We start from the raw sequence: 25,102 nt of genomic DNA, 5'->3' as shown, positions 1-25,102 counted from the left end.
CTCCGGAGGGCGAGGGTTTGGAACCCAAAAAGACCGCGGTTCGTTCGAGACCCCCCCCCGGGACCCTTTGGGGGGGGGGGGGTCGGGGGGCGGGGGCCCCCCCGGACCCCCCTCGGACTTCCGGGCGGTGTGACACGGGAACGTCACACTTCCAGTCGCACCGCCCGGATCACGAAGTACGCGGCACCGCACCGCTCGCGGTTCCCGTCACTTGCAGAACCCCTGCGAAAACCCCCACGTAGTACCAGCGGTCACCCCCGCACTACCCGCAGTACACGCAGTGCACATTCGCGTCGCCTCGGGCCGTCACCCCGGGTCGTGCAGCCAACGCAGTTTCCCAAATCCCGTGTCTCCAATCTTTATGCGGGTGCCCCTTTGAACCTTGGGAGTTAGGCACCATGACCCAGTCGTCTGTGGAGCCCAAGACCACCGCGGAAGAGGCCGGCGACGGCTCTCTGAACCCCGCCGGGCGTTCTTGGCTCGACCGTTACTTTCACATCACCCATAGAGGGTCGAACGTCGGCAATGAAATTCGTGGCGGCGTCACGACCTTCATGGCGATGGCGTACATCCTCCTGCTCAACCCGCTGATCCTCTCCGGCAAGGACGTCGCCGGAGACACCCTGAGCCAGAAGGCTCTCATCACGGCCACCGCCTTCGCGGCCGCCGTGACCACGCTCCTCATGGGCTTCGTCGGCAAGGTGCCGCTCGCCCTGGCGGCCGGACTCTCCGTCTCGGGTGTCCTCGCCTCGCAGGTCGCCCCGGCCATGACCTGGGGCCAGGCCATGGCGATGTGCGTCATGTACGGCGTCGTGATCTGTCTCCTGGTCGTCACCGGCCTCCGCGAGATGATCATGAACGCGATCCCGCTCGCGCTCAAGCACGCGATCACCATGGGCATCGGCATGTTCGTGGCCTTCATCGGTCTGGTGAAGTCCGGCTTCGTGCACGAGAACCCGGCTCCCGGTGGCGGCCCCGTCGTCCTCGGCCCGGCCGGTGAGCTGGCCGGCTGGCCCGTCGCGCTCTTCTGCGTCACGCTCCTGCTCATCTTCGCCCTGCAGGCCCGCAAGGTCCCCGGCGCGATCCTGATCGGCATCGTCGGCGGCACCGTCCTCGCGGTCATCCTGAACCTGATCGTGGACATCCCGGCCAAGGCCTGGGCCAGCGGCGCCCCGACCCTCGAGGGCTCCGCCGTCTCGATGCCCGATTTCTCGCTCTTCGGCATGGTCGAATTCGGCGGCTGGGGCGAGGTCGGCGCGATGACGGTCGGCATGATCGTCTTCACCCTGGTGCTCGCCGGCTTCTTCGACGCGATGGCGACCATCATCGGTGTCGGCACCGAGGCCAAGCTGGCCGACGACAAGGGCCGGATGCCCGGCCTGTCCAAGGCCCTGTTCATCGACGGCGCCGGCGGTGCGATCGGCGGTGTCGCGGGTGGCGGTGGCCAGACGGTGTTCGTCGAGTCGGCCACGGGTGTCGGCGAGGGCGCCCGCACGGGCCTCGCCTCCGTGGTGACCGGTCTGTTCTTCGCCGCGTGCATCTTCTTCACCCCGATCACCCAGATCGTTCCCGGTGAGGTCGCGGCGGCCGCCCTGGTGGTCATCGGCGCGATGATGATGCAGAACGCACGTCACGTGGACTGGGCGGACGCGGCCACCGCGGTGCCCGTCTTCCTCACCGTGGTGATCATGCCGTTCACCTACGCGATCACCCCCGGTGTCGCCGCCGGTGTCATCGCGCACGTCGTCATCAAGCTCGCCCAGGGCAAGGCCCGCGAGATCGGTGGCTTCATGTGGGCCCTGACCGCGATCTTCGTCGTGTTCTTCGCGCTCGAACCCATTGAGGGCTGGCTCGGCGTCCACTGAGCCGGACCCCACCCCCTGACCCTCCACGCATCCGATACTGGAAACCCACACCTCTCCGAGGAGGCCGAACATGCTGGACATCGCCGAGGAACTGAACCGGTGGGTCGAGCAGGGACGTGACTTCGCCGTCGCCACCGTCGTGGCGGTCGGCGGGAGCGCTCCCCGGCAGCCCGGGGCCGCACTCGCCGTCGACGGCGAGGGCACGGCCATCGGATCGGTTTCCGGCGGATGCGTGGAGGGCGCGGTGTACGAACTGTGCCGGCAGGCGATCGAGGACGGCGAGACCGTCCGGGAGCGCTTCGGGTACAGCGACGACGACGCCTTCGCCGTGGGCCTGACCTGCGGCGGCATCATCGACATCCTGGTCACCCCGGTCCCCGTGGGCTCTCCCCTGCGGGCGGTGCTCGCCACGGCGCTGCGCGCCGCCGCCCGGGGCGAGGCCGCCACGGTGGCCAGGATCGCCGAAGGCCCGGCCGAGCTGATGGGCCGCGCCCTGCTCGTCGGTCCCGAAGGCTCCTTCGAGGGCGGTTTCGGCGGCCACCCCGAGCTGGACCGCACCATCGCCGAGGAAGCCCGCGCCATGCTGGACGCCGGCAAGACCGGCGTGCTGGAGATCGGCGCGGACGGCCGGCTCTGCGGAGAGCCGCTCAAGGTCCTGGTCGAGTCCAGCGTCCCGCCCCCGCGGATGATCGTCTTCGGTGCCATCGACTTCGCCTCCGCCCTGGTGCGGATCGGCAAGTTCCTCGGCTACCACGTGACGCTGTGCGACGCGCGGCCCGTCTTCGCCACGAAGAAGCGCTTCCCCGAGGCGGACGAGATCGTGGTCGACTGGCCGCACCGCTACCTGGAGACCGCCCGGGTGGACGGCCGGACCGTGCTCTGCGTCCTCACCCACGACGCCAAGTTCGACGTACCGCTCCTCGAACTGGCCCTCAAGCTCCCCGTCGCCTACGTCGGCGCCATGGGCTCCCGCCGCACCCACGAGGACCGCAACGAGCGGCTCCGCGAAGTCGGTGTGACCGAGCTCGAACTGGCCCGCCTGCGCTCCCCGATCGGCCTCGATCTCGGCGCCCGCTCCCCGGAGGAGACCGCGCTGTCGATAGCCGCCGAGATCGTCGCGAACCGCCGCGGCGGCAGCGGGGCCGCGCTGACCGGCGCGCACATCCCGATCCACCACGACACCTCGAACACGGTGATCGGCAGGATCGGTTCGGTCGCCTGAAGGGGCACCCCGTGACGTGACAGAAGGCGCACCCCTCCCGGGGGTTGCGCCTTCTTCTCGTCCCGCCTATTTTACCGGCCGGTAACAGCGCTTCCCCGTATCGGAGTTGAGCGGATGTCCCGGACCGGCCGTACCCCAGCACGCACCCTCCGCCTGACCTGCGCCCTGGCGCTGGCGGGCCTCGCGGCCGCACTCGGCCCCGCGTCCCGGGCGGCCACGCCCCCGGAGGGGGGCCTGCGCGAGGTGCTCTTCGTCGGCAACAACTGGGAGGGCACCGCCGACGTCCTCGCCTCCACCGGCGACCTCGACCGCATCGGCCGGATCAACGTCGTGCCCGACAAGGAGGAACGCCTCCGCGAGATCTACCTCAACCCCGTCAAGCTCGGCTTCTTCCTCGGCGTCCGCGCCACGGCGGGCGAGGGCCACGACCAGTTCGTGGACGACATGTACACCACCCCCGACGGCTCCGCCGTCGTCGTCTCCCGCCCCAGCTTCGCCGACGTCGTCTCCATCGACGTCCGCTCCGGACGGATCAACTGGCGCTTCCCGGTGGCCGGGTACCGCTCCGACCACATGGCCGTCTCGCCCGACGGGACCCACGTCGCCGTCTCCGCCTCCACCGCGAACACCGTCCACGTCCTCGACATCGCCACCGGCCGGCAGACCGGATCCTTCGCCACCGGCGACAAGCCCCACGAGAACACCTTCACCCGGGACGGCCGCCACCTCTGGAACAGCTCGATCGGCGACGTCACCTCCGCCCTCGACGCCTCCTGGCTGGACTGGACGAAGGGCGACCGGAAGATCACCGTCGTCGACACCGAGACCTTCCGCACCGTCCGCGTCATCGACATGCGCGAACGCCTCGACGCCTTCGGCCGGAGCGACCTCTCCGACGCCGTGCGCCCGGTCTCCTTCAGCCCCGACGAGTCGAAGCTCTACTTCCAGGTCTCCTTCTTCAACGGGTTCCTGGAGTACGACGTGGCCTCCGACCGGATCACCCGCGTCAAGACCCTCCCGGCCAACCCCGCCACCCCCGCCGACCGCACCAAGTGGGTCAACGACTCCCGCCACCACGGCATGTCGATGAGCCCCGACGGCGGCAAGCTCTGCATCGCGGGCACCATGGACGACTACGCCACCGTCGTCGACCGCGCCACCCTCGCCGAAGGCCCGCTCGTCCCCGCCGACAAGCCCTACTGGGCCACCGTCAACGGCGACGGCACCGCGTGCGTCATCTCCGAGAGCGGATCCGACCGGGTCACCGCCATCGACTTCGCCACCGGCACCAAGCGCGTCTCCGTCCCCGTCGGCGACCACCCCCAGCGAGTCCGAATCGGCCACGTCCCGGCCGGCTGGACCGGCCCCGGGACCCGCTGACGACAAGCCCGGGAACCGGCCGGACCCGCCAGCGGGACCGGCCGGACGGGCAGATCCGGCCAATATGGTGTGAGCGGTCCGCGATGACCGATTAGTCTCCCGATCATGGTGGACATCCGCGAGGTACCCGAGGCCGACATCGACCGCGCCCAGGAGCTCGCCTACCTGGTCTTCCACGACCGCCCGGAACCGGAGACACGCGAACGCCACCACTCCCTGCTCTCCCGCTGCTCCCGCCTCGGCGCCTACGACGGCGACGCGCTCGTCGGCTTCATGGCCGCCCACCCCTTCCACCTCTCCGTCCCCGGCGGCGCCGACCTCCCCTGCCCCGGCCTCACCTTCGTCTCCGTCGCCCCCACCCACCGCCGCCGGGGCGTCCTCACCGCCCTGATGGACGAACAGCTGCGCCGCGCCGGGGCCGACGGCAGCCCGCTCGCCGTCCTGTGGGCCTCCGAGGCCGCCATCTACGGCCGCTTCGGCTACGGTCCCGCCACCCAGGGCGCCACCATCGAGATCGACTCCACCCGGCCGCTCGCCCTCCGCGTCGACCCCGACCCGCGCCCCCTGCGCCTGGTCGGCCCCGACGAGGCCCTCACCGTCATCGGGCCCCTCCACGAAGCCGCCCGCCGGACCCGGGCCGGGCGTCCGACCCGGAGCGCGGCGCGCTGGACCGAGGAGTGGCTCTGCGAACAGGACGAGGAGGACGAGGAGCTCGGCCCGCCCCGCATCATCGCCCTCGGCGAGCCCGGCGAACCGGTCGCCGGCTACGTCCTCTACCGCACCAAGCACGAGGACGACGGCGCGCCCGCCCGCGGCCCCGGCCTCGTCCGCGTCGACGAACTCGAAGCCGGGACCCCGGCGGTGGCCGCCGCGCTGTGGCAGTGCGTGGCCTCCCTCGACCTGACCGGCAAGGTGTCCGCGTGGGGCCGGCCCCTCGACGACCCGCTCCTGCACTTCGCCGCCGACCGGGACCAGGTCAAGGTCACCGCCCAGTACCCGGCGCTGTGGCTGCGGCTGGTCGACGTACGGGCCGCCCTGACCGCGCGGTCGTGGGCCGCGCCCGTGGAACTCGTACTGGAACTGTCCGACGCACGGCTGCCCGCGAACGCCGGGCGGTACCGGCTCAAGGCCGGGCCGGACGGGGCGACGTACGAGACCGCGCGCGCCGCCCCCGACCTGTCCCTGGACGTACGGGAGCTGGCCGCCTGCTACCTGGGCGGGACCCGGGCCGAGGAACTGGTGGCCGCCGGGCTGGTGGCCGAGCACACGCCCGGGGCCGCAGCGGCCCTGGACGCGGCCCTGCGCACCGCCCTGCTGCCGCACACCGCGGACGAGTTCTGACGACGGCTCGCGTGACGGAGGCTCCCGTGACGGCGGGGGCGGGCGAGCGGTCCGCCCCCGCCGCCCCTCAGGACCGGGCGGACGGCCCGATCCTGGCCGCCGACATGCCGAAACCCCTGCCCAGGACCCCGGTGGACAGGGCGTCGCCCGGCCGGCTGAGGTCCTCGTCGCGGTAGCGGCGCGTCGCCCGGTGCCAGTGAACGACCCCGGCGAGCCAGTCCTGGAGCTCGCCGACGTACGCGTCGAGCCCGGCCCGCGCCCCGGCGTCGAGCCGCCAGTCCTCGTAGAGCACCGGCAGCTGGTCCGCGACGACGTGCCGGAACTCCTCGAGGCGCCGCGTCAGCAGCGCATGGCAGATGTGCAGGGCCTCGGGGTAGCCGATGTCGAAGAAGTTCCGGGTGACGAGGACGTGGTTGTGCACCTCGCCCTCGAACTCGATCTCCTTCCGGTAGGAGAAGATGTCGTTGACGAGGGCGCCGGCGTCCGCCGCCGCGTTCTCCAACGAGCGGATGGTGCCCGTCCGGTAGATCCCGTCGGGGATGCCCCGGCCGTCGTGCCCCAGCCGGCACATGTACATGGTCATCCGGGCGCCGAAGGTGTGGCGGCGCATCTCCGCGTAGTCCACCGGGTCCGGGATCCGGTGGTGGAACTGGTTCTCCACCTCCCACACCCAGCTCTCCAGCATCTCCACCATGGTGGTCCGGAACTCGGCGCGGCCGGCCGGCGTCAGGTCCGCGACGGTACGCGCCCACAGGTCGGCGAGGGACCGTTCCAGCGCGGTGGCCGGCGCCGGAACCGCCCCGCCGGGCTCCGCCGGCATCATCGCGATCAGCCGCGCGGTGGTGGCCCGGGCGGCGGCGATGTCCCCCGTCCGCCCGAACACCAGCGGGTAGTAGTCGTCCGCGTACGTTCCCCAGGTCAGCCAGCACGCGTTGAGCAGCAGCGCCCCGGCGGTCGCGTCGGGGTCGATGCCGGCCGAGCAGAGCGCGAAGTCGAAGCCGCGCAGCTTCTGTTCGTCCCAGATCGCCGATCCCGGGTCCCCGGGCCGCGGGTCCAGCAGGCCCATCCGCCGTGCCCAGCGCACCGAGCCCTCGCGGGCGTGCTCCAGGTGCGGGCTGAGGGACAGCGGGTAGGGCACCCGCAGGTCGGGGAGGAGCAGCGGGCCGGTCGGCTGGAAGGGGACGTGGGCGAAGGAGCGGCGGCGCAGCTCCACGGAGCGCCGGGTGAAGACCGAGCCGAGGTCGAAGGCGCTGGTGCCGAGGCCGCTGGGCAGGAAGGGCAGGGTCGCCCGCCCGGTGGGCCTGGCGCCCTCGTTCATGTAGCGGCTGGAGGCCATGTGCCATTCGTGGCCGCCGGACTGCCAGTCCTGCAGGCCCTTGGTGTAGGCGAGGACGGCCGCGATCTCCGCCGGGGTCAGGGCGTGCTGGGCGAAGAGGCGGGGGAGTTCGGTGAGGGCCGTCTGCTCGAACTGCTGGAGGCGGGAGGTGATGAGGTCGTTGGAGATCTCGGCGGCCTGCTGCGTGGTGCAGCCGAGGAAGGTCTCCAGCACCAGGACGGCGTTGGAGAGTTCGCCCTCGTCCTCGACCTCGCGCTGGTAGGAGAAGATGTCGTTGCGGATGTGCACGGCGTCGGAGAAGGAGTCGCGCAGGACGCCCAGCGGGCGGGAGTGCGCCACCCGCGCGGGGACCTCCGCCGCGACGTACTCGACCAGGCCGGCCGACCAGGGCGCGCCGCCGACCTTGCGGCGCATCTCGATGTATTCGAGCGGGTTCGCCACGCGCCCGATGCCGATGTTGGCGAGCTCCCACATGGACTCGTCGAGCAGGTTCTTCGTGGAGAGGGCGAACCGTTCCCTCCAGTCCGCCGACATGGCCGGCACGGTACGCGCCCACAGGTCCGCCAGGCCCGCCTCGACGGGGTTGGCGGCCTCGGGGAAACCTTCCGCCAGGTCCATCGGCATGAAGGCGGGCAGCCGGTCGAGGTAGGCCTTGGCACCGGCCCGGTCCTGGGAGCGCTTGAACGTCTCCAGGAAGTGGTCGTCGAAGAAGAACACCCACACGTACCAGTCGGTGACCAGCGACAGGGCCTCTTCGTCGCAGTCGGGGTGGGTGTACGAGCACAGCAGCGCGTAGTCGTGCGAGTCGAGGTCCGACTCCTCCCACACGCCGGAGCCTTCCAGCATCCCGAAGGCGCGTGCCCACTGCCTGGAGTGGGCCCTCGCCTTCTCCAGGTGGGGGTTCAGGCGCGCCGGGTACGGCACGTAGAACTCCGGCAGTCGAAACGGCTGCGTCACTGCGGGCCCGGCCTTTCCTCAAGGTGCGGGGGCCGGTGCTCCGGCCCCCGCACGAGATCAGCACTGCCCTGCCCGCGGCGTCGCCCGGACAAGGGGGAGTTCACCGCATCAGGTGAAGGCGGGGCCGTCTTCCCGGTCGGAATCGCCCTCCAGGTTGCCCTCCGTGTCCAGGTAGACCTGGCGCAGGGCTTCGAGGACCTGCGGGTCCGGCTTCTCCCACATGCCGCGCGACTCGGCCTCCAGGAGGCGTTCCGCGATGCCGTGGAGGGCCCAGGGGTTGGCCTCCTCCAGGAAGGCGCGGTTCGCCGGGTCCAGGACGTAGGTCTCGGTGAGCTTGTCGTACATCCAGTCCGCTACCACGCCCGTCGTGGCGTCGTAGCCGAAGAGGTAGTCGACCGTCGCCGCGAGTTCGAAGGCGCCCTTGTAGCCGTGGCGGCGCATCGCCTCGATCCACTTGGGGTTCACCACGCGGGCGCGGAAGACGCGGGAGGTCTCCTCGACCAGGGTGCGCGTCTTGACCGTCTCCGGGCGGGTGGAGTCGCCGATGTACGCCTCGGGGGCCGTGCCGCGCAGGGCGCGGACGGTGGCCACCATGCCGCCGTGGTACTGGAAGTAGTCGTCGGAGTCGGCGATGTCGTGCTCGCGGGTGTCCGTGTTCTTCGCGGCCACCGTGATGCGCTTGTACGCCGTCTCCATCTCGTCGCGGGCCGCGCGGCCCTCCAGGCCCCGGCCGTACGCGTAGCCGCCCCAGACCGTGTAGACCTCCGCCAGGTCGGCGTCGGTGCGCCAGTCGCGGGAGTCGATCAGCTGGAGGATGCCGGCCCCGTACGTGCCCGGGCGCGAGCCGAAGATACGGGTCGTGGCCTTGCGCTCGTCGCCGTGCGCGGCGAGGTCGGCCTGGGCGTGGGCCCGGATGAAGTTCGACTCCGCGGGCTCCTCCAGGGAGGCCGCGAGCCGGACCGCGTCGTCCAGGAGGCCGATCACGTGCGGGAACGCGTCCCGGAAGAAGCCGGAGATGCGGAGCGTCACGTCGATGCGGGGGCGGCCCAGTTCGGACAGCGGGATCGCCTCGATGCCGGTGACGCGGCGCGACGCCTCGTCCCAGACCGGGCGGACACCCAGCAGGGCGAGGGCTTCGGCCACGTCGTCGCCCGCCGTGCGCATCGCGCTCGTGCCCCAGAGGGAGAGCCCGACGGAGGCCGGCCACTCGTCGTCGTGGTCGGCGCGGTAGCGGGCGAGGAGGGACTCGGCCAGGGCCTGGCCCGTCTCCCACGCCAGGCGGGACGGGACCGCCTTCGGGTCGACCGAGTAGAAGTTGCGGCCCGTCGGGAGGACGTTGACCAGTCCGCGCAGCGGCGAGCCCGACGGGCCGGCCGGGACGAAGCCGCCGTCCAGGGCGCGCACGACGTGGGCGATCTCGTCCGTGGTGCCGGCCAGGCGCGGGACGACCTCGTGCGCGGCGAAGGCGAGGACGTCCGCGACCGCCTGAGGGTGGCCCGCCGAGACCGAGGCGACGGCGTCCGGGGACCAGTCCGCGTCCTCCATCGCCTGGACCAGGGCGCGGGCCGTCTCCTCGACGGTGTCCGCCGCGGTGCGCGTCGCCGCCGACTCGTCGAGGCCGAGGGCCTCGCGCAGGCCGGGCAGGGCCGAGGTGCCGCCCCAGATCTGACGGGCCCGCAGGATCGAGAGGACCAGGTTGACGCGGGCCTCACCGGTCGGGGCGCCGCCCAGGACGTGCAGGCCGTCGCGGATCTGGGCGTCCTTGACCTCGCACAGCCAGCCGTCGACGTGCAGCAGGAAGTCGTCGAAGCCGTCGTCGTCCGGACGCTCCTCCAGCCCCAGGTCGTGGTCCAGCTTCGCGGCCTGGATCAGGGTCCAGATCTGGGCGCGGATCGCCGGCAGCTTCGACGGGTCCATGGAGCTGATCTGCGCGTACTCGTCCAGGTGCTGCTCCAGGCGCGCGATGTCGCCGTACGACTCCGCGCGGGCCATCGGCGGCACCAGGTGGTCGACCAGGGTGGCGTGCACGCGGCGCTTGGCCTGGGTGCCCTCGCCCGGGTCGTTCACCAGGAACGGGTAGACGAGCGGCAGGTCCCCGAGGGCCGCGTCGGGGGCGCAGGAGGCGGAGAGGCCGGCGTTCTTGCCCGGCAGCCACTCCAGGTTGCCGTGCTTGCCGAGGTGGATCATCGCGTCGGCGCCGAAACCGCCGTCCTCCGCCGCCGCCTGGATCCAGCGGTACGCCGCGAGGTAGTGGTGCGAGGGCGGCAGGTCCGGGTCGTGGTAGATCGCGATCGGGTTCTCGCCGAAGCCGCGCGGAGGCTGGATGAGGATCAGCAGGTTCCCGCGGCGGAGCGCGGCGAGGACGATGTCGCCGTCCGGGTTCGAGGAGCGGTCCACGAACATGTTGCCCGGGGCCTCGCCCCAGTGCTCCTCGACGCTCTCGCGGAGGTCCGAGGGCAGCTCCGCGAACCAGCGCCGGTAGTCGGCGGCCGGGATGCGGACGGGGTTGCGGGCCAGCTGCTCCTCGGTCAGCCAGTCCTGGTCGTGGCCGCCGGCCTCGATCAGGGCGCGGATCAGCTCGTCGCCGTCGCCGGACACCAGGCCCGGGATCTCGGCCTCGGGACCGAAGTCGTAGCCCTCGGCGATGAGACGGCGCAGCAGCTCCACGGCGCTGGCCGGGGTGTCGAGGCCGACCGCGTTGCCGATGCGGGAGTGCTTGGTGGGGTACGCGGACAGGACGAGCGCGATCTTCTTGTCGGCGCGCTCGATGTGCCGCAGCCGGGCGTGGCGGACGGCGATGCCGGCGACCCGGGAGGCGCGCTCGGCGTCGGCGACGTAGGCGGGCAGGCCGTCCTCGTCGATCTCCTTGAAGGAGAACGGGACGGTGATCAGACGGCCGTCGAACTCGGGGACGGCGACCTGCGTGGCCGCGTCGAGCGGGGACAGGCCCTCGTCGTTCTCCTCCCAGGTGCCGCGCGAGCCGGTCAGGCACAGCGCCTGGAGGATCGGCACGCCGAGCCCGGCCAGCGCGCCCGCGTCCCAGGACTCGTCGTCCCCGCCGGCGGAGGCGGTCGCCGGGCGGGTGCCGCCCGCGGCCAGGACGGTGGTGACGATCGCGTCGGCGGACGACAGCTCCTGGAGCAGCTCGGGCTCCGGGGTGCGCAGCGAGGACACGTACAGGGGCTGGGGCTGCCCGCCCTTGGCCTCGATGGCGTCGCAGAGGGCGTGCACGAAGGCGGTGTTGCCGCTCATCTGGTGGGCGCGGTAGTAGAGCACCGCGACGCGGGGACCGTCGCCCCGGGGGGCGGTGCGCTCCAGGGGGCCCCAGGTGGGGGAGGCGGCGGCGGGCTCGAAGCCGTGGCCGGTGAGGAGGACGGTGTCCGAGAGGAAACGGGCCAGCTGTTCGAGGTTGGCCGGGCCGCCGTGCGCGAGGTAGCGGTGCGCCTCGGCGGCGATGCCGATCGGGACCGTCGAGGCCTCCATCAGCTGCGCGTCGGGGGCCTGCTCGCCCGTCAGCACGACCACAGGGCGGGTCTGGCCGGCGGCGAGGAGCACGTCGAGGCCCTCCTGCCAGGCGCGGAGACCGCCGAGGAGGCGTACGACGACCAGGCCGGCCCCGTCGAGCAGACCGGGCAGGTCGTCCAGGGGGAGGCGGGAGGGGTTCGCGAACCGGTACGGCACGGGGCCGCCGGCGATGTTCGCGGCGCGGGCGCTGAGCAGATCGGTGTCGGACGTCGACAGCAGCAGGATCATGCGGCGGCAGGCCTTCCTCGGGGTTTCCGCGCCCCGGGCAGTGAGGACAGCGGGAGTTCCTGACTCACCCGGCCGATCGCTCCGCGGGGTTCACAGTGGCGGGACCGCGCCGGAATCGCACCGGGCTTCCTCCCATGTCGCCGTCCTCGGCGATGACGGGCCGAGCGGCCCGTCGGAAGGTCATCTTAGGCGGCCTTTTCCCTGGCCGGGAGTGGGGGTGGGCGGGGCGGGCCCGCCGTGGCCCGCCCCGGGCGGCGGGGGCGTTGCCGGTGCGGCCGCCGGGGCGGGTGGGGCGCGGTGCCGCCGCGCGGGCCGCGCCCCGCCGCGCCCCTCGCCCGCGCCCCTGGGGTGTTGCGCCGGACCCCCTTTCCCGGGCACCGGGCGAGGGGAGGGAGGTGGTGGGGCGGGCGCGGTGGGGGAGGCGGGTGGGGCGGATCCGCTGGTCGGGGTGGCGACGGACACAGGTCGGGGGCGGGGAATCGTGGGTATGCTCGCGGCCATGCCCCAGCCCCCTTCCGTCGCATTGCGGGACGAACCCGTCATACGCGAGCGCGGCGACGCCTGCCCCGGCGCGCTGCGGCTGCATTCCGCCGACGACGGGTACCTGGCGCGCGTCCGCATCCCGGGCGGGCTGCTCACCGCCGCGCAGGCGCTCGTGCTCGGCCTCGCCGCCGACCGGTTCGGGGACGGGCACCTGGAACTCACCTCGCGCGGCAACGTCCAGCTGCGCGGACTCGCCGACGGCTGCGGCGCCGGGCTCGCCGAGTTGCTGGACGGTGCCGGCCTGCTGCCCGCGCCCAGCCACGAACGGGTGCGCAACATCGTGGCGTCCCCGAGGGGCGGCGCCCATGTCGTGCGCCGCGTCCGGGAGCTGGACCGGCTGCTGTGCGCGAGCACCCGGGCGACGGCCCTGTCCGGGCGGTTCCTGTTCGCCCTCGACGACGGGCGCGGGGACGTCGCCGCCCTCGACCCCGACGTGACCGTGCTCGGCAGCGGTGAGCAGGTGCTGCTGCGCCTCGGAGCCGCGGCCGACGCCGTCGGGGTGGCCGAGGGCGACGCCCCCCGGGCCGCGCTGCTGGCCGCCGAGTACTTCCTCGACGCCGCCGACGCCGCCGGCACCCGGGCCTGGCGGGTCGCCGAGCTGCCCGCCGGACAGGCCCTGGAGGGCGGGGAGTTCGCCCGGCGGCTGGCCGCCGCCGGCGTCGACGCCGTCCCCGTGCCCGAGGTGGCGTGGCCCTACGCCGAACCGCCCCGGCCGGGCGGCCCCGGCGATGCCCTCTGCGTGCTGCCCCCGCTGGGGCGGCTCGGCTCCGCCCAGTGGCGGGTGCTGGCCGAGGTCGCCGACGCCGCCGGCGGGGAGCTGCGCGTCACCCCGTGGCGCAGCGTCGTCCTGCCGCGCGGTGGCGCCGCCACGCCGTCCGACGGGTACGCCCGGATCGAGGCGGCCGGCCTGGTGGCCGGGCCCGACAGCCCCTGGCAGTCCGTCACCGCCTGTACGGGGAAGCCCGGTTGTGCCAAGTCCCTCGCGGACGTACGCGCCGACGCGCGTGCCGTCGTACGGGAAACGGCGGGCGGGCTCCCGGTCCACTGGTCGGGCTGCGCCCGCCGGTGCGGGCACCCTCGCGGCACCGCCTGGGTGGACCTGGTCGCCACCCCGGACGGGTACGAACTCGACGGGCGGCCCACGCCCCACGACCTTCTGGCGGCCGCCCTCACGGCCGCCCGCACCACCCCGACACCCGCATCGCAGTGAAGAAATGAGCGAGTACACCGTGTTCGAGTACGAGAAGGACGGCGCCGCGATCTACCGCCAGTCCTTTGCCACGATCCGCGCCGAGGCGGACCTCTCCGGGCTGCCCGCCTCGGTCGCCCAGGTCGCGGTGCGCATGATTCACGCCTGTGGCATGACCGATCTCCCCCAGGACCTCGGCTACACCCCCGACGTCGTCCTGCGCGCCCGCGCCGCCCTGCACGCCGGCGCCCCGATCCTGTGCGACGTCCAGATGGTCGCCAGCGGCGTCACCCGCAAGCGGCTGCCCGCCGGCAACGAGGTGATCTGCACCCTCTCCGACCCGGCCGTGCCCGCGCTCGCCGCGAAGATGGGCACCACGCGCAGCGCCGCCGCGCTCGAAGTCTGGCGCGACCGGGGCCTGTTGGAGAACTCGGTGATCGCCGTCGGCAACGCGCCCACCGCGCTGTTCCGGCTGCTGGAGATGATCGAGGAGGGTGCTCCGCGCCCCGCCGCCGTCATCGGCGTACCCGTCGGCTTCATCGGCGCCGCCGAGTCCAAGGACGCCCTCGCCGCCCACTCCTCGGGCCTCGACCACCTGATCGTGCGGGGCCGGCGCGGTGGCAGTGCCATCGCGGCCGCCGCGGTCAACGCGATCGCGAGCGAGGAGGAATGAGCATCCGTCAGGACACGAAGGGCAAGCTGTACGGTGTCGGGCTCGGGCCCGGCGACCCCTCCCTGATGACCCTGCGGGCCGTCGAGGTGATCGCCGAAGCCGACGTCGTCGCCTACCACAGCGCCCGCCACGGCCGTTCCATCGCCCGCTCGATCGCCGCGAAGCACCTGCGCTCCGACCACGTCGAGGAACCGCTGGTCTACCCGGTCACCACCGAGACCACCGACCACCCCGGCGGCTACCAGGGCGCGATGGAGGAGTTCTACGAGGCCTCCGCCGCCCGCCTGGCCGCCCACCTCGACGCCGGCCGCACCGTCGCCGTGCTCGCGGAGGGCGACCCGCTCTTCTACGGCTCGTACATGCACATGCACAAGCGGCTCGCCGACCGGTACGAGGCCGAGGTGATCCCCGGCGTCACCTCCGTCAGCGCCGCCGCCGCCCGCCTCGGCACCCCGCTCGTGGAGGGCGAGGAGGTGCTGACGATCCTGCCCGGCACCCTGCCCGAGGAGGAGCTCACCGCGCGCCTCGCCGCCACCGACTCGGCGGTCGTGATGAAGCTCGGCCGCACCTTCCCCGCCGTCCGGCGGGCGATGGAGGGCAGCGGCCGGCTCGCCGAGGCCCGCTACGTCGAGCGCGCCACCATGGAGGGGGAGCGGACCGGGGTCCTCGCGGACACCGACCCGGACAGCGTCCCGTACTTCGCCGTCGCCGTCGTGCCCAGCCGGATCGGCAACCCGGGCAGCGTGCCGTCCGGGCCCGGCGAGGTCGCGGTCGTCGGCACCGGCCCGGCCGGGCCGCTGTGGCTGACCCCCGAGACGAAGCGCGCGCTGGCCGACGCGGAGGTGCTCGTCGGGTACACCACGTACCTGGACCGGGTACCGGTCAAGCCGGGCCAGGTCCGGCACGGCTCCGACAACAAGGTGGAGTCCGAGCGGGCCGAGTTCGCCCTCGACCTCGCCCGGCGCGGCAAGCGGGTGGCCGTCGTCTCCGGCGGCGACCCCGGCGTCTTCGCCATGGCCACCGCCGTCCTGGAGGTCGCCGGACAGGCCCCGTACGCGGACGTCCCCGTACGGGTGCTGCCCGGTGTGACCGCGGCCAACGCGGCGGCCGCCGCCGCCGGGGCACCGCTGGGCCACGACTACGCCACCCTCTCGCTCTCCGACCGGCTCAAGCCGTGGGAGGTCATCGCGGAGCGGCTGCGCGCGGCGGCCGCCGCCGACCTGGTGCTCGCCCTGTACAACCCCGGTTCGCGCAGCCGGACCTGGCAGGTCGCCAAGGCCCGGGAGCTGCTGCTGGAGCTGCGCGCGCCGCAGACGCCGGTGGTCGTCGCGCGGGACGTGGGCGGCCCGGAGCAGTCGGTGCGCGTCCTGACGCTGGCCGAACTGGACCCGTCCGAGGTGGACATGCGGACCATCCTGCTGATCGGCTCCTCGCAGACCCAGGTCACGCGGCGGCCCGACGGCTCCCGGGTGACCTGGACCCCGCGCCGCTACCCGTGAGCCCGGTCCCGGGCCGACCTCGGCCGGTCCCGGGCTGACCCCGGCCGGTCCCGGGCTGACCCCGGCCGGTCCCGGGCTGACCCCGGCCGGTCCCGGGCTGACCCCGGCCGGTCCCGGGCTGACCCCGGCCGCCGCGACCGCGCGCGGCCGGCTCAGCCCGGGCAGCCCGTCAGGGCGTCGGGGCAGCCCCGCACGGCGGCGGGGTCGACGGTGAGCAGCTGCCAGGACAGCACCCCGGCCGGGGGCGAGTCCTCCTCGGCGGAGGGCTCGATGTGCGCGGTGAGCGCCGTGCCCGCGGGGAAGTTCAGCCGGGTGACCTCCCCGACCGTGCCGCACGACACGTCGAACGACCGGTCCCCGGAACCGCCCTCGCGCGACAGGACGAGCTTCACCCGCGGGCGCTCCTCGCTGTCGCAGGCGATGTCGAAGCGGTACGGGCCCTCGCCGCCGGCCTCCAGGCTCTTGTCCAGGCCACTGGCGAGGAAGCTCGTACCGCGCTGGGTGACGCGGCCGTCACCGGCCTCCTTGCCGAGCGCCTTGTCGGCCCGCTGGAGGGCGTCGTCGGGCTCCCACATCCGGGGCGTCGCTTCTTGCTGCCCGCTGCCGCCGCACCCGGTGAGGAACGTCGCGGCGGCGAGGATCAGGACGAGGGAGTGACGTATCCGCATTCCCTCAGCCTAGAGGGTGCGACGGGCCGGCGGCCGCCGGTGGCCACCGGCGGGCGGACCGTCATCGGCGCTGGTGGCGACGGGTGGTGGGATGCCCGCCGGGCCGGGCCGGGGCCGGGGCGCGGTACGGGCCGCCGGTCCGGCGGCCGGCCGGGGCAACCCGTCAGCGGGGCCGGGGCGCGGTGTTGCGGAGCCAGTCCACGGCGGCCTCCACCGAAGCGGCCTCCTCCACCCGCTCCGGAACCGCCGGCCGGCGTACGACCAGCACCGGGATCCCGGCCTCGCGGGCCGCGGTGAGCTTGGGGGACGTCGCGTCGCCTCCGCTGTCCTTGGTGACCAGCACGTCGATCCGGTGCCGGGCCAGCAGCTCGCGTTCCTCGGCCAGCCCGAACGGGCCGCGCGCCAGCAGCACTTCCAGCCGCGGCGGCACCGGCGCCGCCGGAGGATCCACCGAACGCACCAGGAACCAGGTGTCGGTGAGGTGCGCGAACACGTGCAGCCCCATCCGGCCCGTGGTCAGGAACGCCCGGCCCCCGAGCGAGGGCAGCACGGCGGCCGCGTCGGCGAGGGAGTCCGCGAACGTCCAGTCGTCGCCCGGCCCCGGCGTCCAGCCGGGACGGCGCAGCGCCAGCAGCGGAACACCCGTCAGCGCCCCCGCCTCGGCCGCGTGGAAGCTCATCCGCTCCGCGAAGGGATGGGTGGCGTCCACGACGTGGGTGACGCCGTTGCCGACGATCCAGCCGGCCAGCCCCGCCACCCCGCCGAAACCGCCGATCCGGGTCTCGCCCGGCGGCAGGACCGGCGAGGAGACCCGCCCCGCGAGCGAGTTCGTCACCCGGTACGAGGTCTCGCGCGCCAGCGCCTCCGCCAGGCGGCGGGCCTCCGTCGTACCGCCCAGGACCAGCACGTGGTGCGGGCCGTCGGGCCCGCCGCCGTCCGTCCGGACGGGCTCAGCAGACATGCCGGTCGCGCTCCGGCGAGTACAGGTGGCTGTCGCGGAACTGCTCGGCGCCCAGCGTCCGGCCCACCACGATGACGGCGGTCCGCACCAGCCCCGCCGCCTTCACCTGCGCCGCGATGTCGGACAGGGTCCCGCGCAGGATCAGCTCGTCGGGGCGGCTGGCCATGGCCACCACCGCGACCGGGCACTCGGCCCCGTAGTGCGGCAGCAGTTCGTCCACGACCCGGTCGACGTACCGGGTGGCCAGGTGCAGCACCAGCAGCGCACCACTGCGGCCGAGGGTGGCCAGGTCCTCGCCGGGCGGCATCGGCGTCGCCTGCTGGGCGATCCGGGTGAGGATCACGGTCTGGCCGACGGTGGGCACGGTCAGCTCCCGCTTCAGGGCGGCCGCCGCCGCCGCGAAGGCCGGCACGCCCGGGACCACCTCGTACGGGATGCCCGCCGCGTCGAGGCGCCGCATCTGCTCGGCCACCGCGCTGAAGATGGACGGGTCGCCGGAGTGCAGCCGCGCCACGTCGAGGCCCGCCTCGTGGGCGCGTACGCACTCGGCGACGATCTCGTCCAGGTTCAGCTGCGAGGTGTCCACCAGCCGGGCGTCCGCCGGGCATTCGGCGAGCAGCTCGCGCGGCACCAGGCTGCCCGCGTAGAGGCAGACCGGGGCGGCCGCCAGGGTCCGGGCACCGCGCACCGTGATGAGGTCGGCGGCGCCGGGGCCCGCGCCGATGAAGTACACGGTCATGCTGAATCTCCTTGCGTCTTCGTGAGCGGTTCCGGCTGGGTGAGCGGTTCCGGCTCGGTGGCCGGTGCCGGCTGGGTGAGCGGTTCCGGTGCCGGCTTCGTGACCGACCACTGGGTGACCGGCATCGCCTGCCGCCAGCCCGTGAAACCGCCGACCGGCACGGCGTGCGCGACGGCCAGCTTCACCAGTTCGCCGCCGTGGCGCCGGTGGCGCTCGGCGAGGACGGCCTCCGACTCCAGCGTGACGGTGTTGACCACGAGCCGGCCGCCCGGTGCCAGCGCCGCCCAGGCCGCGTCCAGCAGGCCCGGGGAGGTCAGCCCGCCGCCGATGAACACCGCGTCCGGGGCCGGGAGTCCGGCCAGCGCCGCCGGGGCCGCGCCGACGACCACGCGCAGGGCGGGGACGCCGAGCGCGGCCGCGTTCCGGGTGATCCGCCCGGCCCGCTCCGGTACGCGCTCGACGGCCACCGCCCGGCAGGACGGGTGCGTGCGCATCCACTCGATGCCGATGGAACCGGAGCCGCCGCCGATGTCCCACAGCAGCTCGCCGGGGGCCGGGGCCAGCGCGCACAGCGTCGCGGCACGCACGTGGCGCTTGGTGAGCTGGCCGTCGTGCTCGTACGCGGCGTCCGGCAGACCGGGGGTCGCGCCGAGCCGGGGCACCGCTGCGGCGGGATCGCGGCGGCAGTCCACGGCGACGACGTTGAGCGGATCGCCCGGCGGACGGTCCCAGTCGTGCGCGGTGCCCTCGTACGCGTCCTCGCGCTCGGAGCCGAGCTGTTCCAGCACCCGCATCCGGCTCGGGCCGAAGCCCCGCTCTCGGAGCAGAGCGGCGATCTCGTCCGGGGTCGCCGCTCCGGCACTGAGCACCAGCACCCGCCTGCCCTCGTGCAGTGCGGCCGCGAGCCGCGCCACCGGACGGCCCACCACCGTGACCACCTCGGTGTCCTCCACCGGCCAGCCCAGGCGGGCGCAGGCGTACGACACGGAGGACGGGTGCGGGTGGACCCGCAGGGCGTCCGCGCCCAGCTCCTCGGAGAGCGCGCGGCCGATCCCGTAGAACATCGGGTCCCCGCTGGCCAGTACGGCGATCCGGCGCCCCGCGTGCTCGGCCATCAGCTTCGGCACGGCCGGGCGCAGCGGGCTCGGCCAGGCGACCCGCAGCCCGCCGCACTCCGCCGGCGGCAGCAGGTCCAGCTGCCGGGGCCCGCCGATCAGCACCTCGGCCGAGGCGAGCGCGGACCGCGCGCCGGCGGTGAGCCCGGCCCAGCCGTCGGCGCCGAGGCCGACGACCGTCACCGGTACGGGGGGTGCTGCGGAGCTCACTGCGCGGTACCTCGGGGAACGGGAGAAGGGGAATGCGGCGGACGGACCCGCAGCCTATCGGGGCGCAGGCCCGGCTCCAGTGCCAGGGTGACCCCGGCCGACGCGGCCGCCAGCACGGTGATCGCGACCGCCGGCGAGGTGTACTGGGCCACCGCCCCGGCGAGCGCCGCGCAGACGCCCTGCATCGTCAGCATCCCGGCCGAGTGCAGCCCGAGCGCCTGCCCCTGCGTCCCCTCGGGCAGCAGCGGTACGAGGCGCTCCTGCATCAGCAGCCCGGCCGCGTAGCCGGTCGACGCCAGGGCGGCGGCGGCCGCCGCGACGACGGGCCCCGGCTCCAGGAGGAACACCAGGTACGGGAGCGCGAGCAGCAGCCGCAGCGGCGGCGCCAGCCGCGAGCGCAGCCGCTCGGGCAGCCAGCGGCCCGCGACGGTGTCGCCGATCAGCATCCCGGCGGCGGCGCAGCCGAAGAGCAGCCCGGCGTGCGCGGGGTCGTACGGGACGAAGAGCGACTCGCAGCCGACGACGAGCCCGTTGGGCACCCAGAGGGCGAGGTACAGGGTCCGGCGGGCCGGGTCGGACAGCAGCAGGCGGTTGACGCGCCAGGTCTCGGCGGGGGACGGCCTGCCCCCGGCCCGGGGCGCGCGGCGGCGCAGCCCGAAGCGGACCGTGAGCGCGGCGGCCAGCCCCAGCGCGGCCGACACCAGCAGGACCCCGCGCGGGGAGAGCGCCCCGAGCAGCAGCCCGCCGGCGGCGAAGCCCGCGACCTGGGTGACACCGGCGACGACGGCGAGGAGGGAGCGGCCGAGGAGGTAGTCCCCGGGCGGCAGGATCTCGATGAGCAGCCCGCAACGCACCCCGCCGGCGAGGGAGTCGGCCAGTCCGAGCCCGAGCAGCACCGCGAACACCGCCCACAGCGGCAGCCCGGGGGCGGCGAGCAGGGCGGTCCCGGCGGCGGCGAGGGCGCCGAGCCCGCCGAGCGCGGCCCGGGGCGGGAGCCGGTCGGCGGCGGCCATCAGCAGGGTCGCGCCGAGCACCTGCGCGAGGGAGGGCCCGAACATGGCGAGGGCGGCCAGCAGCGGGCTGCGGGTCCGGCCGTAGACCAGCACCCCGAGGGCGAGCCCGCCGGCGGTGGAGGCCCCGACGCGGAGGGCGGCGGCGAGGAAGAAGGGGACGAACTCGGGGGTGTGGGCGGCCAGGGCCCGGTAACTGCGTGACATGCGGGGAGTCTCCGACGGCGGCCGGAAGGGTCCCAGAGTTTCGCCGGGAGGCGAAACCTCGCGGGGTGGCGGTGGGGGTGGGACCGGCCGGGGGTGCGGGGGCATCGGGGTCGGTGGCCCGGGGTTCGTGTGATCCCCCGGCCAGGGGCACGGCATCATCGGGGGCGGCGGCCCCGGCACCGGGAGCCGGACCGGTGGAGGGGGTACGGCATGGGATGGTGGCGCATCGACACCGACGCGCTCGCGCGCAGCCGCTTCGTCGTGTCCCCCCTCGCCGAGACCACCGCCGCCCTCATGGCCCTGGAGCGCCGCACCCCCGCCCACCCCGCCGAGCGGGCCTGGCTCGCCGACCGGCTCCCGCACTACCGGGCCCACCTCGCCGCCGAGCCCCTCACCGCCGCCCTGGTGCGGGCCGCCCTCGGCCGGCTGTGGATCGCCGGGTACCTGACCCCGCCGGCCCACCGGGACGGCCGCGCCTTCGCCGAGGAGGTCGCCACCGTCCGCGCCGCCCCGGACGCGGTCGTCCGTACCGACCTGCGCGCCGCCACCGGCCGGCTCCCCGAGGGCCTCGACCGGGCGCGCGGCCTCGGCCCGAGGACGGCCGAACTGCTGGAGTGGGTCTGGGAGGAGGCCGTGCGCCCCGACTGGGACCGGCGCCGCCGGGTCGCGGAGGCGGACGTGCTGGTGCGTACCAGCCGGCTCGGCAGGGGCGGCTGGGAGGCAGCCCTCTCGGGGATGCGGCCGGGCATGGCATGGCTGGGCGGCGGGCGGCTGCGGGTCAACCTCCAGCGGCGGCGCCCGCGCGAACTGTCGGGGGAGGCCGGGCTGGTCTTCGTACCGGTGACGCACGCCCACGGGTGGGTCGCCTGGACCGGTACGTACCGGCACGCGCTGGTGTACCCCTGCGCGGGCCAGCTGACCCAGCCGGGGCCCGGGACGGCCGCGCCGCAGGCGCTCGTACGGCTGCTCGGGCCGGTTCGGGCGCGGGTGCTGGTGCTGCTGGAGAGCCCGAAGTCCACGACGCAGCTGGTGGCGTTGACCGGGCTCAGTCTGGGGGCGGTGGCCGGGCAGCTGAAGGTGCTGCTCGCGGCGGGGCTGATCCTGCGCCGGAGGGCGGGCCGGACGGTGCTCTACAGCCGGGTCGCGGCCGGGGACGTCCTGGTGTCGGCGGCCGGTACCCCTGAGTAGGGTGAGGGGCCGCGCCCACCCGAGGAGGCTGCCGTGACGGGCTGGAACGCCGCCCGCATACCCGACCGGAGCGGCCGCGTCACCGTCGTCACCGGCGCCAACAGCGGCATCGGCCTCGTCACCGGCCGGGAGCTCGCCCGGCGCGGCGCGACCGTCGTCCCGGCCTGCCGCAGCGCCGCGCGCGGCCGGGCCGCCGTGAACCGGCTGCGCGGCGAACTGCCGCAGGCCCGCGTCGAGTTCCTCGAACCGGACCTCGCCGCACTGGACTCCGTACGGGAGTTCGCAGGGGCCTTCGCCCGGCTCCACCCCACCCTGGACCTGCTGGTGCACAACGCCGGGGTGATGGCCCTGCCGTACGGCCGCACCGCCGGCGGGTTCGAGACCGGGCCCGGGTTCGGCCGGCGCGCGGCGCCCGTCCGCTCCTGGCGGGCCCGCCGGACCCTGGACGACGCGGCCGCCGGGGGGCTGTGGTCGGAGTCCGAGAAGCTCACGGGCGTCACCTACCCGGCGCCGTAGCCCCCCGCCGGGGCTCCCCCCGGACCCCGCCGGGGCGCCTGCCCGACCCTGCCGGACTCCGTCGGCCCCCCCCGGACCCCGCCGGGACCCCTGGTCCCCCGGACCCCGACGGCACCCCGTGGGCCCTCCGCCCGCCGGCCCGCCCCCGTACGCGCCCCCGGCCGCCCCCTCCGCCCCGCCCGCGCCCCCGCCACGCCCCGGCACGCAACCGTCCGCCCCGGCCGGGACCTGACCCGGGCCGCCCCGGCGGCCGGACACTCGTTGCATGGACGACACTCCGGACAACCACACAGAATCCCCCGGGGGCCACGCCGTGGTCCTCGGGGCCGGCCTGGCCGGGCTGCTGACGGCGCGGGTCCTGGCGGGCCGGTTCGCCCGCGTCACCGTCGTCGAGCGGGACGAACTGTCCCTGCGCGGGCCGGAGTTCCGCCCCGGCCTGCCGCAGTCCCGGCACGCGCACGTGCTGTGGGCGCGCGGTGTCGAGCTGATGGAGCAGCTGCTGCCCGGCACCACCGCCGAACTGATGGCGGCCGGCGCCGCCCTGCTGGAGTCGCCCCGCGACTTCCTGTGGCTGAGCCCCGCCGACTGGTTCCGCCCCGTACCCGGGGCGGGGATGCTGATCGGCAGCCGGGAACTCCTCGACTGGACGATGCGCCGCGCCGTGCTGCGCGACGGGCGGATCCGGATGCTGGGCGGACGCCTCGCGACGGGGCTCGTCGGCGGGGCGGACGGCCGCTCGGTGACCGGCGTGACCCTGCGCGACGGCGGCCGGCTCGGCGCGGCGCTCGTGGTCGACGCCACCGGGCGCACCTCCAAGGCCCCCGCCTGGCTGGCCGCCCTCGGCTACCCCGCCCCGGCGGTCACCCGCTACGACTCCCACCTCGGCTACTCCAGCCGCCCGTACGCCATCCCCAAAACCGCCCTCGACGACCCGGACCGCCGCTGGCACGGCATGTACGTGCAGGGCCGTCCGGACAGCCCGCGCGGGGGAGTGCTGGTGCCGCTGGAGGGGGACCGCTGGCTGGTCACCCTGGTCGGCAACGGCGAGCACGCCCCGCCCACGAAGGACCCCGATTTCCTGGAGTTCGCCCGCAGCCTGCGCAGCCCCGCCCTCCACGACGCCATCCGCGACGCGGAGCCGCTGGGCCCGCCCGCCGGGTTCCGGGCCACCGCCAACGAGTGGCGCCACTACGAGCGCATGGACCGCTGGCCCGAGGGCCTCCTCGTCGTCGGCGACGCGGCGTGCCGCTTCAATCCGGTGTACGGGCACGGCATGACGGTGGCCGCCATCACGGCCCAGGCCCTGGGCGACGCCGTCAAGGGGCTCAGCGCCGCGCAGATCCCGGCGCAGGCGCGGCGGGTCCAGCGGCACACGGTCACCGCGGCGAACGTCGCCTGGCAGATCGCCACCAGCGAGGACCTGCGCTACCCGGGCACCGAGGGGCCGCCGCCGGACCGTGCGACGCGCGTCCTCCAGGCGTACATGGCCCGCGTCATGGCCGGGGCGAACACGGACCCGGCCATCTCGGCCCCCTTCTTCGGCGTCCTCTCGCTCTCCACCCCGCCGAACACCCTGCTCGCCCCGGGCACGGTGTTCCGCGTCCTGTCGAAGTGGCGCCTGCCCACCTCACCCCGCACCACGACCGCCTACCCGCCGCACCACGGGCCCGGCTAACCCCGGACGGCCCGCTCGTACAGGTCCCGTACCCCGTCGCCGAAGTAACTGCTGTACGAGGTCACCTCGTCCCCGCCGCCATCGCGGCCGCCGATCACCCCGACCAGGGTTCCGGCCGCGGTGAGGACGGGGCCGCCGCTGGTCCCGTTGGGCACGTCCGCGCAGTCCAGCCGCAGCTGCGCGGGACCGGCGGCCACGGCCGTGTTGGCGCACCCGAGGGGCTGCTCGGCGTCATGGGGGTAGCCCACCAGCCGGGCGGGGGAGGGCAGTTGCTGCCCGAAGCGGACGGTGTGCGCCCCCGTGACGTCCTCCAGCCGCTGCCCGGGATGCCCGGGGCGCCGCACCCGGACGAACGCCACGTCGTAGTCGGGATCCGAAGAGGACACCCACCGCGGATCGACGTCGATCCGCGTCGGCACCCACACCCCGAACGGCGCCTTCCCGTCCGCGTACGCCGGCACGAACGCCAGATTGGTCCGGAACCCGCCGGCGTACACGCAGTGCGCGGCGGTCACGACGAGGTCCCCGTCGGGCGAGTGGACCACGCTCCCGGAGCAGTGGTGCTCGTCGTCCCAGTCCATCCCGGGCGAGAACAGCGCCCCGATGGCCGCCTCGGGCGCGACGGTGACCGCCCGCAGCGGCTCGGAGGCCTTCCACCCGCCCTCGCCCTCGCCCGGCGCCCCCCGCTCCCCACCGCCCTCGGCGAGCTTCTTCAGGGCCTTGGCGGCGGTCTCGTCCCCCACCCGCTCGTCCTGCACGTAGCTCCCGCGACCGGCGTCCCCGGCGGCGACGGTCCCGAACCGGCTCACCGCGAAGCCCGCCCCGGCGACGGCGAGTGCGCAGCAGACCCCGGCCAGCACCCACACCCGCACGGCCTTGCCCGTCATGCCCCACCCCAGAAGATCGCCACCCCCGCCCAACGCCCCGCCCCACCCGCGGGTTCCCGCCGGGAACGTGTCGCCCCTCACAGACCCCGCCCGCCACCGGACGGCCGGGGCGTGACCGTGTCCGCGCAACGGAGCAGACCTTGCCGGGAGTTCGGTTCCCGGGTCCGG

The 25,102-nt window shown here is 74.7% G+C and carries 17 protein-coding genes, 1 pseudogene and 1 riboswitch; of the genes and pseudogenes, 10 read left to right on the top strand and 8 right to left on the bottom strand.

What is annotated here, in order from left to right; genetic code table 11:
• Positions 1-398: 398 nt before the first annotated feature.
• From AC069X_RS19840 to AC069X_RS19825, 4 genes are all read left to right on the top strand, one after another.
• Positions 399-1,865 (top strand): NCS2 family permease, encoded by a 1,467-nt coding sequence (locus AC069X_RS19840; protein ID WP_478729897.1) that lies wholly within the window; start codon positions 399-401, stop codon positions 1,863-1,865.
• 70 nt (positions 1,866-1,935) lie between these two features.
• A complete protein-coding gene (locus AC069X_RS19835; protein WP_478729896.1) occupies positions 1,936-3,087 on the top strand; it encodes an XdhC family protein in 1,152 nt (383 codons plus the stop codon).
• Positions 3,088-3,201: 114 nt separating this feature from the next.
• A complete protein-coding gene (locus AC069X_RS19830; RefSeq protein WP_478729895.1) occupies positions 3,202-4,467 on the top strand; it encodes a YncE family protein in 1,266 nt (421 codons plus the stop codon).
• Between the two features lie 105 nt (positions 4,468-4,572).
• Complete coding sequence (locus AC069X_RS19825) at positions 4,573-5,808, top strand: GNAT family N-acetyltransferase (protein WP_478729894.1); 1,236 nt, start codon at positions 4,573-4,575, stop codon at positions 5,806-5,808.
• A gap of 67 nt (positions 5,809-5,875) precedes the next feature.
• Here AC069X_RS19825 and AC069X_RS19820 read toward each other — a convergent pair whose 3' ends face one another.
• Positions 5,876-8,101 carry a terpene synthase family protein gene (locus AC069X_RS19820; protein ID WP_478729893.1) on the bottom strand — a complete coding sequence of 742 codons (2,226 nt, stop codon included), beginning with the start codon at positions 8,099-8,101 and terminating at the stop codon, positions 5,876-5,878.
• 108 nt (positions 8,102-8,209) lie between these two features.
• Positions 8,210-11,854, bottom strand: coding sequence for a cobaltochelatase subunit CobN (cobN, locus tag AC069X_RS19815; RefSeq protein ID WP_478729892.1), 3,645 nt, complete (start codon positions 11,852-11,854; stop codon positions 8,210-8,212).
• 53 nt (positions 11,855-11,907) lie between these two features.
• Positions 11,908-12,007, bottom strand: a riboswitch (cobalamin riboswitch).
• Between the two features lie 346 nt (positions 12,008-12,353).
• Between cobN and AC069X_RS19810 the strand changes: the two genes are divergently transcribed.
• Genes AC069X_RS19810 through AC069X_RS19800 form a run of 3 tightly spaced genes read left to right on the top strand, consistent with a single transcriptional unit; the run spans position 12,354 to position 15,758 of the window.
• Positions 12,354-13,607 carry a cobalamin biosynthesis protein CobG gene (locus AC069X_RS19810; protein ID WP_478729891.1) on the top strand — a complete coding sequence of 418 codons (1,254 nt, stop codon included), beginning with the start codon at positions 12,354-12,356 and terminating at the stop codon, positions 13,605-13,607.
• A gap of 4 nt (positions 13,608-13,611) precedes the next feature.
• A complete protein-coding gene (locus tag AC069X_RS19805; protein ID WP_478729890.1) occupies positions 13,612-14,259 on the top strand; it encodes a precorrin-8X methylmutase in 648 nt (215 codons plus the stop codon).
• The gene (locus tag AC069X_RS19800) at positions 14,256-15,758 is read left to right on the top strand and encodes a precorrin-2 C(20)-methyltransferase (protein WP_478729889.1); all 1,503 of its coding nucleotides are present in this window, start codon (positions 14,256-14,258) and stop codon (positions 15,756-15,758) included. The genes AC069X_RS19805 and AC069X_RS19800 overlap by 4 nt, the downstream gene beginning before the upstream one ends.
• 152 nt (positions 15,759-15,910) lie before the next feature.
• On the opposite strand, the gene AC069X_RS19795 is transcribed toward AC069X_RS19800, so the two are convergent.
• The 5 genes from AC069X_RS19795 to AC069X_RS19775 form a co-directional block, all read right to left on the bottom strand.
• Entirely contained in the window at positions 15,911-16,426 is a 516-nt protein-coding gene (locus AC069X_RS19795; protein WP_478729888.1) for a hypothetical protein, read from the bottom strand.
• 163 nt (positions 16,427-16,589) lie between these two features.
• Positions 16,590-17,387, bottom strand: a complete 798-nt coding sequence (locus AC069X_RS19790; RefSeq protein ID WP_478729887.1) for a cobalt-precorrin-6A reductase — start codon at positions 17,385-17,387, stop codon at positions 16,590-16,592.
• Positions 17,377-18,126: a precorrin-4 C(11)-methyltransferase gene (cobM, locus tag AC069X_RS19785; RefSeq protein ID WP_478729886.1), complete on the bottom strand. Its 750-nt coding sequence runs from the start codon at positions 18,124-18,126 to the stop codon at positions 17,377-17,379. Before cobM ends, AC069X_RS19790 begins: the two co-directional genes overlap by 11 nt.
• A complete protein-coding gene (gene cbiE / locus AC069X_RS19780) occupies positions 18,123-19,451 on the bottom strand; it encodes a precorrin-6y C5,15-methyltransferase (decarboxylating) subunit CbiE (protein WP_478729885.1) in 1,329 nt (442 codons plus the stop codon). The genes cobM and cbiE overlap by 4 nt, the downstream gene beginning before the upstream one ends.
• On the bottom strand, positions 19,448-20,668 hold the full coding sequence (locus tag AC069X_RS19775) for an MFS transporter (RefSeq protein ID WP_478729884.1): 1,221 nt from the start codon (positions 20,666-20,668) through the stop codon (positions 19,448-19,450). The genes cbiE and AC069X_RS19775 overlap by 4 nt, the downstream gene beginning before the upstream one ends.
• A 210-nt stretch (positions 20,669-20,878) precedes the next feature.
• Here AC069X_RS19775 and AC069X_RS19770 point away from each other — a divergent pair, with 210 nt between their 5' ends.
• The 3 genes and pseudogenes from AC069X_RS19770 to AC069X_RS19760 all read left to right on the top strand — a co-directional run bounded on the left by AC069X_RS19770 (position 20,879) and on the right by AC069X_RS19760 (position 24,047).
• Complete coding sequence (locus AC069X_RS19770; RefSeq protein ID WP_478729883.1) at positions 20,879-21,856, top strand: transcriptional regulator; 978 nt, start codon at positions 20,879-20,881, stop codon at positions 21,854-21,856.
• 33 nt (positions 21,857-21,889) lie between these two features.
• Positions 21,890-22,240, top strand: a pseudogene (locus AC069X_RS19765) (SDR family NAD(P)-dependent oxidoreductase); the annotation flags it as partial.
• Between the two features lie 397 nt (positions 22,241-22,637).
• Positions 22,638-24,047, top strand: a complete 1,410-nt coding sequence (locus tag AC069X_RS19760) for an FAD-dependent oxidoreductase (protein WP_478729882.1) — start codon at positions 22,638-22,640, stop codon at positions 24,045-24,047.
• Here the strand turns inward: AC069X_RS19760 and AC069X_RS19755 are convergent.
• Positions 24,044-24,934 (bottom strand): trypsin-like serine peptidase, encoded by an 891-nt coding sequence (locus tag AC069X_RS19755; protein WP_478729881.1) that lies wholly within the window; start codon positions 24,932-24,934, stop codon positions 24,044-24,046. The genes AC069X_RS19760 and AC069X_RS19755 overlap by 4 nt on opposite strands.
• Positions 24,935-25,102: the final 168 nt, after the last annotated feature.

It is taken from the genome of Streptomyces sp. NPDC043896 (assembly GCF_056435605.1).
This window is presented reverse-complemented; position numbering and strand designations above follow the sequence as displayed.

Excerpts from the sequence above, each read along its gene's own strand:
- AC069X_RS19840 (WP_478729897.1), top strand. The coding sequence starts at position 399 with ATGACCCAGTCGTCTGTGGAGCCCAAGACCACCGCGGAAGAGGCCGGC.
- AC069X_RS19835 (WP_478729896.1), top strand. The coding sequence starts at position 1,936 with ATGCTGGACATCGCCGAGGAACTGAACCGGTGGGTCGAGCAGGGACGT.
- AC069X_RS19830 (WP_478729895.1), top strand. The coding sequence starts at position 3,202 with ATGTCCCGGACCGGCCGTACCCCAGCACGCACCCTCCGCCTGACCTGC.
- AC069X_RS19825 (WP_478729894.1), top strand. The coding sequence starts at position 4,573 with ATGGTGGACATCCGCGAGGTACCCGAGGCCGACATCGACCGCGCCCAG.
- cobN (WP_478729892.1), bottom strand. The coding sequence starts at position 11,854 with ATGATCCTGCTGCTGTCGACGTCCGACACCGATCTGCTCAGCGCCCGC.
- AC069X_RS19810 (WP_478729891.1), top strand. The coding sequence starts at position 12,354 with ATGCCCCAGCCCCCTTCCGTCGCATTGCGGGACGAACCCGTCATACGC.
- AC069X_RS19805 (WP_478729890.1), top strand. The coding sequence starts at position 13,612 with ATGAGCGAGTACACCGTGTTCGAGTACGAGAAGGACGGCGCCGCGATC.
- AC069X_RS19800 (WP_478729889.1), top strand. The coding sequence starts at position 14,256 with ATGAGCATCCGTCAGGACACGAAGGGCAAGCTGTACGGTGTCGGGCTC.
- AC069X_RS19795 (WP_478729888.1), bottom strand. The coding sequence starts at position 16,426 with ATGCGGATACGTCACTCCCTCGTCCTGATCCTCGCCGCCGCGACGTTC.
- AC069X_RS19790 (WP_478729887.1), bottom strand. The coding sequence starts at position 17,387 with ATGTCTGCTGAGCCCGTCCGGACGGACGGCGGCGGGCCCGACGGCCCG.
- cobM (WP_478729886.1), bottom strand. The coding sequence starts at position 18,126 with ATGACCGTGTACTTCATCGGCGCGGGCCCCGGCGCCGCCGACCTCATC.
- AC069X_RS19775 (WP_478729884.1), bottom strand. The coding sequence starts at position 20,668 with ATGTCACGCAGTTACCGGGCCCTGGCCGCCCACACCCCCGAGTTCGTC.
- AC069X_RS19770 (WP_478729883.1), top strand. The coding sequence starts at position 20,879 with ATGGGATGGTGGCGCATCGACACCGACGCGCTCGCGCGCAGCCGCTTC.
- AC069X_RS19760 (WP_478729882.1), top strand. The coding sequence starts at position 22,638 with ATGGACGACACTCCGGACAACCACACAGAATCCCCCGGGGGCCACGCC.
- AC069X_RS19755 (WP_478729881.1), bottom strand. The coding sequence starts at position 24,934 with ATGACGGGCAAGGCCGTGCGGGTGTGGGTGCTGGCCGGGGTCTGCTGC.